The organism is Lentilactobacillus sunkii DSM 19904 (genome assembly GCF_001435575.1).
Lineage (GTDB): Bacteria > Bacillota > Bacilli > Lactobacillales > Lactobacillaceae > Lentilactobacillus > Lentilactobacillus sunkii.
In genome coordinates this window covers 20,359-37,569 of the sequence record NZ_AZEA01000011.1, presented here as the reverse complement: position 1 = coordinate 37,569, position 17,211 = coordinate 20,359, and the positions used below count along the sequence as shown (strand labels likewise).

17 protein-coding genes are annotated in these 17,211 nt (G+C 43.6%); 5 read left to right on the top strand and 12 right to left on the bottom strand.

From position 1 onward, the window contains the following. Window positions 1–5 precede the first annotated feature (5 nt). The gene (locus FD17_RS07745) at window positions 6–761 is read left to right on the top strand and encodes an ABC transporter permease (RefSeq protein ID WP_235803194.1); all 756 of its coding nucleotides are present in this window, start codon (window positions 6–8) and stop codon (window positions 759–761) included. Window positions 762–812: 51 nt separating this feature from the next. Beyond that, window positions 813–1,046 carry a hypothetical protein gene (locus tag FD17_RS07740; RefSeq protein ID WP_057825297.1) on the top strand — a complete coding sequence of 78 codons (234 nt, stop codon included), beginning with the start codon at window positions 813–815 and terminating at the stop codon, window positions 1,044–1,046. 31 nt (window positions 1,047–1,077) lie between these two features. On the opposite strand, the gene FD17_RS07735 is transcribed toward FD17_RS07740, so the two are convergent. Further along, window positions 1,078–1,584 carry a pyridoxamine 5'-phosphate oxidase family protein gene (locus FD17_RS07735; protein ID WP_057825294.1) on the bottom strand — a complete coding sequence of 169 codons (507 nt, stop codon included), beginning with the start codon at window positions 1,582–1,584 and terminating at the stop codon, window positions 1,078–1,080. A gap of 181 nt (window positions 1,585–1,765) precedes the next feature. Between FD17_RS07735 and FD17_RS07730 the strand changes: the two genes are divergently transcribed. Continuing rightward, window positions 1,766–3,091 carry a dihydrolipoyl dehydrogenase family protein gene (locus FD17_RS07730; protein ID WP_057825292.1) on the top strand — a complete coding sequence of 442 codons (1,326 nt, stop codon included), beginning with the start codon at window positions 1,766–1,768 and terminating at the stop codon, window positions 3,089–3,091. Between the two features lie 210 nt (window positions 3,092–3,301). Here FD17_RS07730 and FD17_RS07725 read toward each other — a convergent pair whose 3' ends face one another. The 5 genes from FD17_RS07725 to FD17_RS07705 form a co-directional block, all read right to left on the bottom strand. Next, window positions 3,302–3,607 carry an SdpI family protein gene (locus FD17_RS07725; RefSeq protein WP_057825290.1) on the bottom strand — a complete coding sequence of 102 codons (306 nt, stop codon included), beginning with the start codon at window positions 3,605–3,607 and terminating at the stop codon, window positions 3,302–3,304. Window positions 3,608–3,621: 14 nt separating this feature from the next. Continuing rightward, window positions 3,622–4,686, bottom strand: coding sequence for a PTS sugar transporter subunit IIC (locus tag FD17_RS07720; protein WP_057825286.1), 1,065 nt, complete (start codon window positions 4,684–4,686; stop codon window positions 3,622–3,624). A gap of 1 nt (window position 4,687) precedes the next feature. After that, on the bottom strand, window positions 4,688–5,683 hold the full coding sequence (locus FD17_RS07715) for a D-2-hydroxyacid dehydrogenase (protein WP_176744942.1): 996 nt from the start codon (window positions 5,681–5,683) through the stop codon (window positions 4,688–4,690). 25 nt (window positions 5,684–5,708) lie between these two features. Then, complete coding sequence (locus tag FD17_RS07710; RefSeq protein ID WP_057825281.1) at window positions 5,709–6,887, bottom strand: aminotransferase class I/II-fold pyridoxal phosphate-dependent enzyme; 1,179 nt, start codon at window positions 6,885–6,887, stop codon at window positions 5,709–5,711. 277 nt (window positions 6,888–7,164) lie between these two features. Then, a complete protein-coding gene (locus FD17_RS07705) occupies window positions 7,165–7,881 on the bottom strand; it encodes a demethylmenaquinone methyltransferase (protein WP_057825279.1) in 717 nt (238 codons plus the stop codon). Window positions 7,882–7,943: 62 nt separating this feature from the next. On the opposite strand from FD17_RS07705, the gene FD17_RS07700 reads away from it, so the two are divergent. Further along, window positions 7,944–8,858 (top strand): 1,4-dihydroxy-2-naphthoate polyprenyltransferase, encoded by a 915-nt coding sequence (locus FD17_RS07700; RefSeq protein WP_057825277.1) that lies wholly within the window; start codon window positions 7,944–7,946, stop codon window positions 8,856–8,858. Here the strand turns inward: FD17_RS07700 and FD17_RS07695 are convergent. The 6 genes from FD17_RS07695 to FD17_RS07670 form a co-directional block, all read right to left on the bottom strand. Then, complete coding sequence (locus FD17_RS07695) at window positions 8,855–9,454, bottom strand: TMEM175 family protein (RefSeq protein ID WP_057825274.1); 600 nt, start codon at window positions 9,452–9,454, stop codon at window positions 8,855–8,857. The genes FD17_RS07700 and FD17_RS07695 overlap by 4 nt on opposite strands. A gap of 113 nt (window positions 9,455–9,567) precedes the next feature. After that, window positions 9,568–10,512, bottom strand: coding sequence for an L-lactate dehydrogenase (locus tag FD17_RS07690; protein ID WP_057825271.1), 945 nt, complete (start codon window positions 10,510–10,512; stop codon window positions 9,568–9,570). A gap of 92 nt (window positions 10,513–10,604) precedes the next feature. Continuing rightward, window positions 10,605–11,678 (bottom strand): hypothetical protein, encoded by a 1,074-nt coding sequence (locus FD17_RS07685; protein ID WP_057825268.1) that lies wholly within the window; start codon window positions 11,676–11,678, stop codon window positions 10,605–10,607. A gap of 345 nt (window positions 11,679–12,023) precedes the next feature. After that, entirely contained in the window at window positions 12,024–12,950 is a 927-nt protein-coding gene (locus tag FD17_RS07680; protein WP_057825266.1) for an L-lactate dehydrogenase, read from the bottom strand. 155 nt (window positions 12,951–13,105) lie between these two features. Further along, entirely contained in the window at window positions 13,106–14,746 is a 1,641-nt protein-coding gene (locus FD17_RS07675; protein ID WP_057825264.1) for a peptide ABC transporter substrate-binding protein, read from the bottom strand. A gap of 370 nt (window positions 14,747–15,116) precedes the next feature. Further along, on the bottom strand, window positions 15,117–15,746 hold the full coding sequence (locus tag FD17_RS07670; protein WP_057825262.1) for a histidine phosphatase family protein: 630 nt from the start codon (window positions 15,744–15,746) through the stop codon (window positions 15,117–15,119). A gap of 388 nt (window positions 15,747–16,134) precedes the next feature. Between FD17_RS07670 and serC the strand changes: the two genes are divergently transcribed. Then, a complete protein-coding gene (gene serC, locus FD17_RS07665; protein ID WP_057825260.1) occupies window positions 16,135–17,211 on the top strand; it encodes a 3-phosphoserine/phosphohydroxythreonine transaminase in 1,077 nt (358 codons plus the stop codon).

The following is a 17,211-nucleotide window of genomic DNA, read 5'->3' as shown; positions in this document are numbered from 1 at the left end:
CAACTTTGAGTAGTGGCTCATCCACGCCTGACGGTGAAAATAACTCAAGTATTGAAACTGATTTCAAGACGGCACGGATCAAAGTGAAGCAAGATTTGATGGAGATGGCTCCTCGAAATAGTGTTGATCACATTTTGAGTTCAGCAATGTTTATTATCTTTCCCGCGACTATGGTGGTTTATACAGTCTGCTTTGCTTATCGAGATTTGAAAAATCATCAGTTAAAAATCAAGCTGTCAATGAACAACGTCCAAAGCGTGATTCTCTCAAAACTAATAAGTTTGAGCATCATTACGTTAATTAGTTTAATCTTTGTCTGTTTATCTTCTTTTGTCTTTCAGTTGGGATTCAATAATTTTATCCACATCCCCGATAAATTATCATTCATTCAATATCTTGCTGACGGGAAATCCTACCTACCGTTGGCGCCAATTCAATTTTTGGCAATGTTTGTCCTAACCATGTTACCACTGGTAGTCAGTTATTATCTCACATTATTGGTACGAAATCCTTGGGTGGTTGGCGTTGCTATAAGTGGGTATTTTGCCGGCATGCCGATATTAGGAACATTCGATTTCAAACACAATGCGCTTCTGATTTACGCACAGTTATTCCATGAAAATGTATCATTTTCACCAATCAAAATTAATGGTGATTTTACATTTATGGGATTTGTAGGCTGTTGTGTGATAGTTCTTCTGTTTTCGGTACTCGTTCACTATATTGTGACTCGTAAAAAATATTTAATCCGCGTTTTGTAACCTTTCCAACGTAAAAAGTGCTAATTTTTAGACACAAGGGAGATGTTTCCAATGACAATGCAGCAACTCCGTGACCGCATGATTCAGTACCTAACAATCACAATTCCGCTGGGTACATTCATCGTTTCAGTTCTTGCCCTCTGCTACTTCGTGTGGTGGAGTGGTGATCATTCAACTGGCGCTTTAATTTACAGCTTAATTCCTTTTATCATGGGCATCCTGATTTCAATTCCCGGCTGGTTTTGGAAACGTGAAGCTCAAAAACATGATAACAAACAAAAATAAAGCATTGACCTCAAACGGCCAATGCTTTTTGTTAGTTAAACTCGGGATCATCACCGCCGTGAGCCTTAGCAGTAAATGACTTCACAGTAATCTTGATGATGCCCACATATTCGATTGTCTTCTCCGAAACTTCAAATTCGCTCAACTTCTGACCGGTTTCATGTGCGAGGACCACTTGAAGAGCGTGCTTCTTCGTTTCTGGATCATCCACCAACTCGGCATCCCCGTAACCCATCACACTGCGATAGGCAAAGCTGGGAGTATTTTTCTTTGGATCTTTCGGAACCATCAGGCGACCGCCATCATCTATTTCAAAGCCCATCCGACCGTCTTTTTTGATCAATTCCCGCTTGGTGCCGACCGGAGCGCCGTGAATATATAAGGTCAACCGGTTATCATCGTCAAATTCATAACCAAAGTTGGTGGGAACTACATATGGATAATCATCCGTCCGAAAGCCGCTATGGATCACATGCGAATCCTTTAAAATTTGTTTGATTTCATTGATGTCGACTACTTCCCGATCTTTTCTGCGCATCCGATCAGCTCCTCTTGTCTTTTCATTAAGTATAGCGATTTTACCCCATCCCGTACATAGACATCTGACTTTCCAGATATATTTTCAAGCCAATTGATTGCGTGCAATCTGTTTACAAGGTACGCTTTTAGTAGATCAAGATGTAATCGGTTTCTGTGCAAACTTATGGGAGGTTTATTTTATGGCAAATTATGATTATGACGTTTTATATATCGGTAGTGGCCACGGCACCTTTGATGGCGCAATTCCATTAGCTGCCCGCGGCAAAAAAGTCGGGGTAATTGAATCCGGCTTAATTGGCGGCACCTGTCCCAACCGTGGCTGTAATGCCAAGATAGCTTTGGATGCACCGGTTAAATTAACTCGATTAACCGAAAAACTGCAAGGGATCGTTAACGGCGACCTTTCAATTAACTGGACTGAAAATGAAAAGCACAAACAGGAAGTCATTGAAGGCTTACCTGACATGATCGGTGGTTTGATGAAGTCGGTTAACATTGACATCATCAAAGGCCACGGAACTTTCCAAGATGACCATACGGTGTTGGTTGGCGATGAACCTAAAACTGCAGAAAACATTGTCATTTCAACTGGTCAACATCCACATCGCGTGGATATTCCGGGCACTGAATTAGCTCATGACAGTGCTGACTTCATGAATTTAACCGACTTACCTGCCAACATCACAATTATTGGGGCCGGCTACATCAGCATGGAGTTCGCAACAATTGCCAACGCCGCTGGTGCCAAGGTCACAGTGATTACTCACGGCGAGAAAGTATTGCGGAAGTTCTACCAACCATACGTCGATCAAATCGTTGCTGACTTGAAATCCCGTGGGGTTGAATTTATCAATAATGCCAAAGTTTCCAGTTTTGAAAAAGATGGCAGTGACTTCATCGTCAATTACGATGGCGGCCAAGTAAAGACCAACTGGATTTTGGATGCCACCGGCCGAGTACCAAACGTTGATGATATCGGCTTGGACAAAGTTGGTGTCGACTACAGTGAAAAGGGCATCAAGGTCAACGATCATCTTCAAACTAACGTGGATAACATCTACGCTTCAGGTGACGTGATTGACAAGGATCAGCCAAAGCTCACACCAACGGCAATCTTCGAGTCAACCTACCTGATGCACACATTTGCAGGTGATACAACTGACGCTATTGACTATCCGGAAATTCCATCAGTTGTCTTCACCTCACCAAGAATTGCCAAAGTAGGTGTATCTGTGGAAGAAGCTAAGAAAGACGGCTTCACAACTAAAGAAAACCACTTACCGGACGACTGGTATCGTCAAGTTACCAAAGAAGATATTGGCGACAACACATTAGTCTACGACAAACAGAATCACTTGGTAGGAGCAACCGAAATCAGCGACCAGGCGGAAGATGCGATCAACGCATTGTTACCGGCAATCGTATTCAAGTTCGACCCGGCCCAATTGGAACGAATAGTAACATTATTCCCAACGATTGCGGCCGATGCGTGGGGGCAAATCTAAGCAGAGTGTGACGAGCAACGTTTTGACACGGAGAGCTAAGGTCGCTTTGATTTAAATCCCGCATTTGGATTTGAATCAAAGTGGCTTAGATCGCAGTGTCAGTTGCGTCGAAACACGTTTCCACTATATAAAAGAAAACCTCAAACAAATATTCAAAACCAAGTAAAACCACAAAAAAATCCCACCAATCACGGTGGGATTTTTACGTTTCTAATGATCCATTTTTCTCAAATTACTTTCAATAAAGAAACTAATAACCAGCAAATAAACCACTAAAATAATCGCATTAACTAAAATTGATAAATGCATGACCAAATTAACGGTCACGACAACCGCCTGGCAGATAATTCCCCAAAGATAAAACCAATTTTGTGAAGCACGCCACTTCTCAGGCGTGCTGCGACTTTGGGGTGTCCGGTAACCAACAATTGCCGATGGCTTTTTACTGCCGAAACGATAGTAAATCGCGGCACCGATAAAAATGATCAAGATAAGAACAGCAAATTCCGTTCCCAACTTCCTGGCCCCCATTAATAGTTCAACTCAAAGTCTTCCGAATCAAAATAATTCAACTTGGCGTTAAATAAGTAATTGCTTACATATCCAAGTGCAACGGGAATCACAAAGAACAGAAGGACAACTAATCCGATATTCAACAGACTGGCATTCCCGTATCCATTAACTGCCGCAATCGGCCCAATTAGACCGGCGAATCCAAAGCCGGCAGACATCGGTGTTCCGGAAACACCGAATAGTGCACCGATACCGCCCATAATTCCAGCGTTTATTGCGACTGGGACAATGAGTTTGGGGCGGGACAAAATATTGGCCATCTGCATTTTTGGCGATCCAAGAAAATGAGCTAATGAGGTGCCGACCGAATTGACTTTCCAGCCGTAGACCGCTAAAGCAAAACTGGCAGCAACAATCCCCAAGTTGGCCGATCCGGCAGCAACCCCGTTGATCCCGATGGCCGCCGCAATTCCAACCGAGGAAATTGGTGAAACGATTAGAATCGAGAAGACCATTCCAATCAGGATCCCCATCACAACCGGCTGGAGTTGAGTCAATTGTTCAACCCCCAAACCAATTAATTGGGTCACTGTTCCAACGGGTTTCAAGGTGATAACGCCAATTCCACCGGCGATAATCAACACCAGCAGTGGAATTAATAGAATCGTGTACGCTTTTAATGCTTGACCCAGCAGTGCAATAATCAAATAGCCGATCATGATTGTGATCGCAATATTAATCACATCACCACTGCCCGCCACGGCATAGCCGGCACCCTTCAGCTGAAAGTTGCCGGCACCGGCAATCGCTGCCAGTGCCAAAGATGACGTTTGAATCGGCGAAAAGCCGGCCATCATGCCAACACAAACAGCACTAATGGGTGCCATTAGCACAGCTGCCATTCCAGTTAATGTCAGGAGGAAAGCAGCCTGTGGAAATACCGGAAGCAAGGCCTTTAATAATTGATTAAGCAGGGCGCCGGGGACCAAAGCAACAATGATCCCAACCGACAAGCCGTTTAGTGTGTTCATTATGAGGTCACGGCCGCTCAGTCGCGTTGATGGTTCCGATATCATATTCATATTATTCTCCTACTTCGTGGGGACTCTTTTGACCATTCAAGATGGTGACAACATCGTTCAATGCAATTTCAACCATGTTTTGAACAGCGACTTCTGTGTAGAAACCAATGTGTGGTGTCACGTTGACATTTGGCATTGCGAGTAACCTTTTCAAGTTGTCGTTATCAATCTGCTTGCCGGTCAAGTCCTGACCGACAATCGTATTTTCCCCTTCAAATGTATCAATAGCAGCCGCAGAAATTTCCTTATTTTCAAGGGCTGCGACTAATGCGCCCGTGTCGACAACCTGTCCACGTGAACAATTGATGAAGATTGCGGACGACTTCATCTTTTTGAAAATGTCCGCGTTGATCATCTGGTTGGTTTCATCCGTCAACGGGGTGTGCATTGTGACGATATCCGCCGTTTTGAAAACCGTGTCGTGATCAACGTAGGTCAATGTATCGTTGAGCTCTGGTCGATGAATTGGGTCGGCAGCAATGACTGTGGCACCCAGTGCTCTGAAAATCCGGGCAACGGCGCTACCAATTTTGCCGGCACCGATAATTCCAACAGTCAACGTATGAATTTCACGGGCTTCAACACCCTTCCAGCTGAAATCCCCATGCTTTTCGCGTTCGCCAACTTCACCAATGTGCCTGAGCAAGCCCATGACATCAGCTAACACCAATTCGCTCACTGAACGTGGTGAATAGGCTGGCACATTGGTAACAATCAAATCATTTTTCTTAGCTTGATCCAAGTCAACAATTTCAAACCCAGTGATCCGCAAGGTAAGCTGCTTGATACCAAATGAATGCAGCTTTTCATAAATCGATGGGTCGGAAATCGGACCATGCTGCTGAATAACGATGCCGTCGTAACCTTTGGCAAGATCGACGGTTTCAGCATTCAATGGCACCGAATTGGTGTCAACTTGGACACCGTTTTGCTTAACCCAGGCATCTAAAGGCTTTTGTTCATCTGGTCGGACGTTGTACATTAAAATTTTCAAAATAATTCAAGCTCCTTCATTTAATTGATTATTTAACGGATTGCTTATCCACGTATTTTTGAATGCGGGTGACTGCTTCTTGAATGGTTCCTTCACTGGCAGCGTAACTGATCCGGACGTAGCCTTCACCACCTGGCAGGAAGTAAGATCCTGGAATCAGGGCAACTTTGGCTTCTTTAGCCAAATCGTAACAAAATGCCTCACTATTTTGGTTCAAGCCGTCAGGAATCTTGGCAAATACATAGAAGGCACCATTAGGATTAGGACAGCTGAAGCCGGCTTTTTCCAAACCAGCAACCAATAAGTCACGGCGTTTCATATATTCCTTCTTCATTGGTAAGGCATCGTCCATGCCGTTCTTGAAGGCTTCTTCAGCAGCAGCTTGGGCATTGGTTGTCAGTGAGGTTATGGTAAATTCACTAACCTTGGCAACTTCATTGATAATATCTTCAGGGCCACAAATCATTCCAACTCTCCAGCCAGTCATCGCGTGTGATTTGGAAACCCCATTCATAACGAGGGTTTGTTCAGGTAGAATTGAGCCCATGGAAACATGGGTGCCGTCGTATGTTAATTCGCTGTAAATTTCATCGCTCAAACAAATAATGTCATGCTTTGAAATGACGTCAGCCAGCTTCTGCAGATCTTCCTTGTGGTATGTAACGCCGGTTGGGTTGTTCGGGAAGTTCAGGATGACGGCCTTAACTGTGTCCTTGTTGGCTTCAATCGCTGCGGATAATTTTTCAGGCGAGAGAACAAAGCCATTGTCTGAGGTATCAACGAAGACTGGCTTGGCACCTGCCAGCATCAAAATCGGCACGTATAAGGGGAAGATTGGGGTTGGCACGATAACCGTGTCACCGGGGTTGATCATCGCCGTTAAGGCAGCGTAAATGGCGCCGGTTGCCCCTTCAGTCATGATGACCTGCTTGTCGGGGTCATAGTTCAGGCCGTACTTCGTGTTCAAGAAATGAGCGGCCGCTTGACGCAAGCCTTCAGTTCCCCGTGAGTTGGTATAATGACTTTCATTATCCTCAATTGCTTTAATAGCGGCCTGCTTAACGTGTTCTGGGGTATTGAAATCAGGCTCACCCAAAGTTAACTTCACGATGTCTGGAATCGCCGAAACCGTTGCGTTGAAGGTTAAAATTGCTGCGGGGGTTAATGCGGCCACCCGTTTGTTCATCTTTTCCGATAATCTGCTCATTATGTTCTCCTCCTAAAAATAGGGTCCTCAAAGTCAACGGAATGACTGTGAGGACCCACCATTGGTATAATCCCGCACAGTCAACTCAGTGATCTGTGCGGCCTTTAATCTGCATTACGAAATGCTCTTGGCTTATCCACAGATCACACTCGGAAAAACCAAAAGTAATATCGACAACTATTCATTTGGATGTTTGAATTATTTTGCATAATTAAAATCTCCTTAGAATATGTTAAACACATGATAACGTTATTAATCTTGTGAATCAAGGGAAAATTTATGATCGCTTGGTACCAAGATGAAATGCCGCCGCGCCAAATGTGAACTGACGGTAACTGACATCAGTAAGACCGGCATCTTGAAACATCTCAACTAATTTAGCTGCCGAAACAAACTCAGCTGTCGTTCGCTGCAGATAAGAATATTCCTGATATTTATTCACGGTGAGCTTTGCCATAATTGGCACCAGATTGAAATAGGCTTTCCAACCCAGCTTGACAATCGGATTTGTCGGCTTGGAGGTTTCCAGACAAGCAACCTGACCGCGATTATGGATCACCCGGGTCATCTCATGAAGTACTTGATCAGCGTCTGGCACATTTCGCAAGCCAAACCCAATCGTTGCCAGGTCAAACTTGTCATCGTCATAAGGCAAGTCCATGGCATCCCCCTTGACCAGAGTGACCCGATCCTGCAGTCCGGCGGCAATAATCTTCTTTTGGGCAATCTTCAGCATTTCTTCACTGAAATCCAAGCCGACCACCTGTCCGGATGGACCAACTGCTTTGGCAAGGGCAATCGTCCAGTCACCGGTCCCGCAGCATACGTCAATCGCGAACGTGCCGGGCTGAACGTTTAGCTGTCGCATAACCAGTTTGCGCCAATGTTTATGATTACCCAGACTGATAAGTGAGTTCATACTGTCATAGTTATCGGCAATTTTATCAAACAATGATTCAACTTTTGTTTCCGGGGTGTTGTTTGTCAGGCTCATTTTCCTGCTCCTTTGTTATAATAGTAAGTGTTTTTTAAATGATTGAATTTTTGGAGGTCAAGATGAGTTTATCAACTTTTTCACAGCTAGTCGAACTCCGAGCCAAGGCAGCCAGTATCTTCCCGTTTTTCACAGGGTTATTTTTCAGCTGGTACCTGCTTGGATCAGTCAACGGACTGTATGCCACGCTATTTTTTATCGCAATGATTTTATTCAACATGACCGTTGATACATTGGATAATTACAACGATTACATGCATTCCAATGAGGAAGAGTGGAAATCCGGCACCAACATTATCGGTGTCAAACACATTTCATTGAATCTCATTCGGACGATGATCGTCGTCATGGTCGTGCCGTCAGCTCTCATCGGCATTTACCTGGTCTTCCAAGTTGGCTTGCCGTTACTTTGGATGGGACTGATTTGTTTCGCAATTGGCATTATGTACTCATCAGGTCCACACCCAATCTCAAGCACCCCATATGGTGAAGTCGCCTCGGGGTTTGCCATGGGTGTGATGATTACCCTGATTTCAGTATACGTCAACTCATTCCAGATGTTTGTCTGGAAAGCATCCCTTTTGGGACAAATTTTGTTGGCGTCAGCTCCGCTATTCTTCTGGATTGCCAACATCATGCTGGCTAACAACATCTGTGACGCCCAAGAAGATGAAGTGAACCATCGCTGGACGATTGTCCACTACATTGGTATCAAGAATTCCCTGTTGATGTTTAATTCCGCCAATGTCTTGGCGGTTTTGTTGGTATTTTACGCCATGTATATCGGCGTCTACCCACTGGCACTATTCTCAATCCTGCTGGCGGTTCCGTTGATCATCAAACAGTCATTGATCTTTAATCATGAACAGATTAAAACCAAAACTTTTGTCTGCGCCGTTCAGATTATGATCTTCGGTTCGCTTAGCATGTGCGTCGGATTCTTGGGCTACTGGATTTATACGCTTATTTATCATTAATGAAAAAGTTTGTCGCTATCCGCATTAAATCGCGCTCCAATAAAAATAATCATTAAGGTCACGATCACCATTTGGAGAGCCGGCATGAATTTCAGCACTAAAACCGAGACAATAACTTGAATGCTAACCAATTTCCAATTGCTCATATACCGATAAATCACCATCGACCGAATGGCTTCTGCCGCTTTTGGTTGGTGGTCTTTTTCGTTTGCCCGGATCAGACGGTTGGATAAATAAAAATAGGCAACCGACCAAAGTAAAAAGACGATAAAATAAAAGATTTCCGGACCCTGCTCGTTCAATCCCCGGCCAACCCAAGCGGTCGCGACAGGAATAAATGATGTCGTGAACATCCAAATGTTGTTCGCCCAGTAAACGTTTTGAGTAATCCAGCGAGTTTGGGAAAACATATAGTGATGGTTGTACCATGCCACCCCGATAAATAAGTACCCAATTGCGTACGAAATCAGGTACGGAATCTGATCCAAAATAGCACTCAGCTCAAAGGATTCCGGTGTTTTAAATTCCAGTATCATGATGGTTAAAATGATCGCCAACACGGCATCAGTGAAGGCTTCAACTCTTGTTTTGTTCATACTGTAATTCCCCCTTAACCATATAGAGCAATTATACAATGTTCCCATTTTTAGGACCGAAAAAAGGCTTTTCCCAAACTGTTTGGGGAAAGCCTATTTCAATGGATAAAAGATTATTCAGTCGCAAAATCTTTTGCTTTTGATTCTTCAAATTTTTCAGTAATTATTTTGGCACAATTTTGAAGCTTTACCAGTTCTTCATCGGTTAAATCAAGCTGTAGTTGTTGAACAATGCCATCGCGGCCGACAATTGCCGGATATGACAGATATGAACCAAGTTCTTCACGGTAGTTGGAAACCGGCAGTTCAGTTTTGGCATCGTTTAAGATGACGTCTGCCAGTCGTACAGCAGCACTGGCGATTGCATAGTTGGTATAGCCCTTGCCCCGGAAGACGACGAAGCCACCCATCCGGGCATCTTCATCAATTTTATCCAGGTCAAGTCCTTCTTTGTCAGCCAATTCAGTGATCGGTTTGCCAAGAACCCGAACCGTTGACCATGCAGTGAATTGGGAATTCCCATGTTCACCCAGATTGTAGCCGGAGACGGAACGAGGGTCGATATTTAATTTCTTTGCCACAGCCCGCTTCATTCTTGATGAATCAAGCAAGGTTCCGGTACCGATGACGTGTTTCTTGGGTAAACCGGTGACAGCCTGATAAATTGACGTGATCGCGTCAACCGGGTTGGTGATCACGATTAAGATCCCATTGAAGCCTGAATCCTTGATCTTGCCAGCAACTGATGCGGCTGCTTTTTGGGTAAATGGGTACTCAATAAAGCGGTCGTTGCTTGGATTATCGCGTTGTAACTGCAGCTTACCAATTGCTGAAATCACGATATCGGCATCTGCTAATTCACTGTAATCATTCACGGCGATGTTAGTATGTGTCGGCAGGTTGGCCATGGCATCTTCAAAGTCCAATGCATCGGCTTTAACCTTTTTCTCATTTACATCAATCAGGACCAAATCATCCGCAAATCCACCGGACACTATGTAGTGAGCAACTGTTGAGCCCACACTACCCATTCCAATAACACCAATTTTTCTTGTCATTAAATCACCTCAAAATTTTTTAATGATGAAAGCATAACACATTGAGATGTTAGTTCAACAGTGAATTTTAATTTAATGAGATTTGTCCAAATTTAGTTTAATGTATTCCGCCAAATATCCTCAGTTAAATAAGGCAGCTGTCTGGCCCGCTGCTGCACGACTTTCAGTCGATAGGTCAGCATGCGGTTGAATGACCGTCGGAAGTCCTTTCCATTCGTTGCGTACTCGGTTTTGGGAAACCGGTCAATGCCGCTATTATCACGATACTCAATTGAAATATCCCGCATCAGCCACTCGTGATTTTTCATGTAGCGCATGACGGCATTTGGTGACGATACCGTCAATCCAATCCGGGTAAGAAACTGTTTTTCTCCTGCCTGGTCACGATAATATTCAGCTTCACGAGCGGATATATAATTGGTGTCGGTCACGACCAGCTGGTTGTCCAGCAACGACTGGAATTTATCATATACCGTGAGCTTCCTGGTTGCCTTTGGATCTTCATATTCAATTCGATTCAACTCATATTCCTGGTGTGAGTTCAATGTCTGAATGACCTGCTGTTTCGTGCCCGCTTCTCCTGCCATCTGAACATGGAAATTGTTCATAATCAAAGGCATGTCAAGAACGAACGCCATTTGAGAGATTTGTGGTGACACCATTAGTGGCAAGACTTTCTCGATGATTAAATTGATCAACGGTTCTTCAGGAACATTTAAAAATCGGTTAGGTTCAATAGACAGTGTTACCAGCACATCATGATTCGGATTGCCTGCCAGTCGTTCACTGGTGATGGTAAAGAACTTACTGACGGTGTAGCCAAATCCAAGCGGACTCCGAACGACATACTGTGTGGAATCAAATAACCTGTAATTGTCATATAAAATAATACTTTGATAGTCATCCTTCCCGGTAACCGGATCTTTGCCGCTTCTCTGCTTCTTTGGAAATGATTCCACAAAGCTCTGAAGTTTGAGATATTGCTGCTGACTCATGGTACTTGTGATCTTGATAGTTTCAATGCCAAACTGTAGCTTTTTTGCCGGATAGTCAATCCGCCGACGGGAAAATTCTTCGGTCATTTTTTTCTGATAGGAATAATTAAAGCTTCGATATTCTGGAGATTGATAACCATTTGAACTAAATACTTCATCGTAACTTGGCAAAATTTATTGCTCCAATCGTCATTTATTGGCTCAATTTTAAGCTGAACGTGCCACCGTGTCAAACTGGAATTTATTTTGGTGGCAACGTTGACAGATATTATTTTTGGCGTTACAATATAAGTATATTAACAATTCGAGTTTGATAATTTGATTTTAGCCACTGGCATTTCGATGTTGGTGGCTATTTTTTTGTCCCTAAATCGTGAAAAGAAAGTCTGTGCAGCTGTGTTCTAAAACTACTCAAACAACCAGTTACTTTGGGAGCTGCGATGACCATACAAAAAGAGTTGGCGCAAAAACTTGCCGCCAACCCCTTATAATTTGTGTCCGATCTGATCGAAGTCCTTATCCTTCCATTGATTCCTTGAACTTTGTCTTAATGTAGTCTGCAGAAATCTGCAGCTTTTTCTTTTCTTCATCAGTTAATCGTAATTCAACCTGTTCGATGATCCCGTCACGGCCGACCACTGCGGGATATGACAGGTAAGTCCCAAGTTCCTCACGGTAATTAGAGACTGCCAGTTCGGTATGGGCATCACTCATCACCGTATTGGCAAGGCGAACCGCTGCGGTGGCCACACCATAGTTGGTATATTTCTTACCATGGAACACATTGAAGCCACCTTCTCGGGCAGTTTTGTCCAACGCATTTAAATCAAGTCCGCGTTCTTCAGCCACCTCAGTGATTGGCCGGCTCAATACGCAGACAGTTGACCACGCAGTGAATTGAGAGTTTCCATGTTCACCTAAGTTAAAGCCGGTAACCGAACGAGGGTCCAAGTTTAATTTTTTGGCAACGGCGCGTTTCATACGGGATGAATCAAGTAACGTTCCAGTCCCGATAACATGTTTTTTGGGAAGTCCAGTAATTTGTTGATAAATGGACGTGATGACGTCAACAGGATTGGTGATTGCCACAATGACACCATTAAAGCCGGAATCCTTAATTTTTTGAGCAACCGATTTAACTGCCTTACTGGTAAACGGCAATTCCGCGAACCGATCGTCATTTGGATTATCCTGAAGCTTGATGTTACCTAATGCGGAAATAATGACATCGGCATCTTTCAATGCTGAATAATCATTAACCGTAATATTTGTGTGCACCGGCAGGTTCGACATTGCGTCTTCAAAATCAATTGCGTCAGCATTGACTTTGTCTTCGTTAATATCAATCAATACCAAGTCGTCCGCAAAGCCGTTCGCAACAATATAATGGGCCGCCGTTGAGCCCACGTGGCCCATTCCGATTACACCAATTTTTCTTGTCATCTATTATCACCTCAAAAGTATTTGTTGAAATGATTTTATCATGACTGGCCAACAATTTGTCATAATACTCTCATTTTGTGATAATCAGGTTAACCAAATACACAAAGATCCTCACAATCATCTCGACTGTGGGGATCTTTTTGGATTCTAAAAACTTATTTCATATAGGCATATTTGTAGTTCCATTGAGTCCCAGCGGTATTATGAATAATTCCCTTTACAGCCGGCTTTTGAAGGTATGAAGTCACTTGTTGATAAAGTGGTGTCATTCCTTGATCAGCATTAAATAATTTAGCTGCTTGAACCAGGTCGTTCCAACGTTTGTCAGCGTTGTTGGCATCCTGATTCTGTGCCCGCTTAATCAGCTTATCATAAGCAGCGTTACTGTACTTGCCGCTATTATAAGGTGTGCCGGTTTCCGGAATCTGCAAGAATGAGATCGGGTCGTTAAAGTCGGCACCCCAGCCGGAAAGTGAAAGGTCAAAATCACCCTTCAAGACTTCCTGGTTGGCCACTTGACCGGGAACGTTTCGAATATTGAGCTTAAATCCAGGCAAATCTTTCTGGAGTTCAGCCTTCATATACTGGGTAATCGGGTTACTGGTTGGATCATCGTTACCTGCCGTAATCGTTAAAGTCACATTCTTGGTACCCAGTGCTTTGAGTCCCTTTTGCCAATGCTGTTTGGCTAGCTTAACGTTGTAGTCAACAGTATTTGGAACTGATTGTTCCTTGGCAAAATCCTCACCGGTCTTTGGGTTGTTCGCAAGTCCCGAGGCCACGAAACCGGTCGGTGTATCCGAACCATCCCCGAGGACTTTCTTGGTCAATTGCTGACGGTTGATTGCTAATGAAATAGCTAGTCGGATGTCCTTATTGCTCATGGCTTTTCGTTTAGCCTGATTGGCATCTTTGAAGTTAAATTTGATATAGCCAACAACTGAGTATGGATATTGTTTGAATTCTTTGTCACCCTTGTAATGTTTAACCTGTTCATTGGAAAGTGGAGTCAAATCCAGCTTGCCTTGTTGATAGAGTTCAAGACCGGTCGATGGGCTGGCAACCACCGTGTAGTTGATCTTGTTCAGCTTAACGACGCCTTTGTCCCAATACTGATTGTTCTTCACAAATTGCCACTTGTTACCGGTTCCGTTCCAGTTTTGAATCTTAAACGGTCCGGAGTACACCATGTATTTGGAGTTGGTACCATACTTCTTACCGTATTTATCAACAATTTTTTGATTCTGTGGTCCAAACAATGGGTAGGCCATTAAGACTTTGAAGTAGGCAATCGGCTTTTCAAGTTGGATCTGAACAGTCTTGTCATTTACAGCCTTGATACCGATCTTATCTGGTGAAAGCTTGCCGGCATTAACTTTATCTGCATTCTTAATCCCACTAAACAAGTATGCGTAAGTGGATTTGGTGCTTGGCTTTAAAGTCCGGCGCCATGAATAAACAAAATCTTGGGCGGTAATCTTGTCACCGTTGCTCCATTTAGCATTCCGTAACTTAAATGTCCAAGTCTTGCCATCCTTGGAAACTTTGCCGCTCTTGGCAAGACCTGGTGTTGGTTTGCCATCTTTACCCAGACGGTAAAAGCTTTCAAACACATTACCTGACTGGCCGTAACCAGTGCTTTTTGAAATATCAATTGTATCAAGTGGTGCCGTTGTGCTAAGATTTAAAGTTTGTTTTTGACTGTTGGACTTGGTTGATGACTTTCCGCAGGCTGCCAAAGTAACCACAAGAACGGCCGCTAAGGCTAACAATAAAAATGATCTGAATTTTCGCATGAATGATTCCTCCAAAGAATTAATTAAGTATTTTCACATCAATCAACATCAGACTACACACCACAACCGCCACCTTTAAGAATTTTTGAATGAAAGAGATAATTTTGCAAATAAAAAAGTGCCATCGCACAGTGTTAAACACTGAAGCGATGGCACTTTGGACATTCAGGATGGAGAAAGCCCCCTACGACTAGAGTTTTCCCTCAAAATTGAATGTATTACCAAAGAAGCCACGATCAGCGCTAACCTGAGCTTGACACATTGAACAGCACATAAATTTAGCAGCTGACATTTGCATGAATGGCTTCCTCCTCTTTCGTTACTTGATGAAATCAATATAAATGATTAGAAATCATTTGTCAAACATTTGTTAAAAATGAGAATTAACAACCCGATTATAATACCTCAGGTAGTACGAGTCAGTTGACACATTTTTGGTAATTCTAGTCACACTGGTGTTGTCAGGCTCCTCGACAACCATCATATCCTCTGGACGCCCAATTGCTGCCAAGACGGCCGCTTTGATGGTAAAGCCATGGGTAACTAAAATGATACTTTGATCGGGATACTTCTCTGAGACGTCTGTCATGAATGCGTCAACTCGCCCAATTACCTGGTTAAAGGGCTCCCCATCGGCTACATCCGCATAACTTGGGAAGACATCATTCAGGGTGTGATCAAATAAATCAGGGTATTGGTCCATTAAATCGGCATTTTTTTGACCATCCCATTTTCCATACGAGATTTCGAGAAGGCGTTTGTCATAAGTTACCGGTAAGTTTGCGCTCTGGTTTAAGATGGCCGCGGTGTCTTTTGTCCGCTGTAGTGGGCTTGCAATAATCTGATCCGCAAACGAGATATCGAAACCTTTCTGCAAACTTTCCGCCTGTTTCTTTCCGGTTTCCGATAAATAGGTTATTTCAGAATTGATTGTTCCCTGCTTCAACCCAGCCGCATTTGCAGCGGTCTGTCCATGCCGCACAAAGTAGAATTCCGTCATCTTGTTGCCTCCCAGTCGTTATCTGTTATCCATTGAATTTACCATGTTATTTATGCACTTGCAAACATCACCGTGTAAAAATATTCAATCTTGTGGTTGCTTTTATCTGTGGATTCTGTTAGATTTTAATTATAAGAAATGGAGGTTGTTCACATGAACATCAATTTTGCTGCCAATAGAACAATGACATCATCCTCCTGGTCTACAGTCACATCTGTGTGGGCCATCTTTTGAGACGCATGAATTCACAAAAGGCCTTGCATAGATGAACTTCTTCATCACTGTGAGACCGCTAATAACGCAAGTTTGAAGCTCTCACAGTCTATCTGTGGGAGCTTTTTATGTCGTTTTTGCTCAGGCTTTTAACTTATACAAAGGAGATTTGGTAATGACTATCTATAATTTTGCGGCTGGGCCCGCAACTCTTCCTGATCCAGTAATCAAACAGATTCAAGACGAACTCCCTTCGGTTAACGGTAGTGGAATGTCCATCATGGAGATCTCCCACCGCTCTGAACTGTTCGACAACATCATCAATACCGCTGAACAGGATGTTCGGGATTTGATGCACGTTCCGGACAACTACCAAGTCCTGTTCTTCCAAGGCGGTGGTACCGGTCAATTTGCAGCCGTTCCAATGAACCTGGCAACTAATCACAAAAAGATTGCGCTGTTGGACAGTGGCCACTGGGCTTCTCGAGCCGGCGACGAAGCTGCCAACCTCGAGTATCAGGTTGACGTTCTGGCTTCCACCAAGGATCAGCATTACCAAGAATTACCCCATTATGATAAACCAATCTCCGCAAGTGATTATGATTATCTCCACATCACAACTAATAATACCATTGAAGGAACCGCCTACCACACGATTCCTGAACATGGTGATGTCACCCTGGTTGGCGATTTATCTTCCAACTTCATGGCTGAAGAATACAACGTCAAAGACTTTGGCCTGATCTTCGGTGGTGTTCAAAAGAACCTTGGCCCAGCTGGCGTCACGCTTGTGATTGTCCGAGACGATTTGATTAAGCCGGTTGAGCACATCCCAAGCATCCTCAACTATAGTCTGTTTGTTAAGAAAAATTCCATGTTCAATACGCCACCAGTCTTCAATATCTATGCGACGGGTCTCGTATTGAAATGGCTGAAAGAACAAGGTGGAATTGCCGGAATTGAAAAGTTGAACAAACAAAAGGCATCCCTGCTCTATGATTTCCTGGATGACTCAAAATTATTTGCCAACCATATCAAACGATCAGACCGTTCACTCACAAACATTCCATTTACCACCGGGGATGACGATCTCGACAAACAAGCGATCAAAGCCACTGCCGATGCCGGATTGATGAACCTAAAAGGTCACCGAAGCGTCGGTGGTCTCCGGGCTAGTCTGTACAACGCCATGCCACTTGAGGGCGTCCAAGCGTTGGTTGACTGCTTACACAACTTTGAAAAACAACAATAG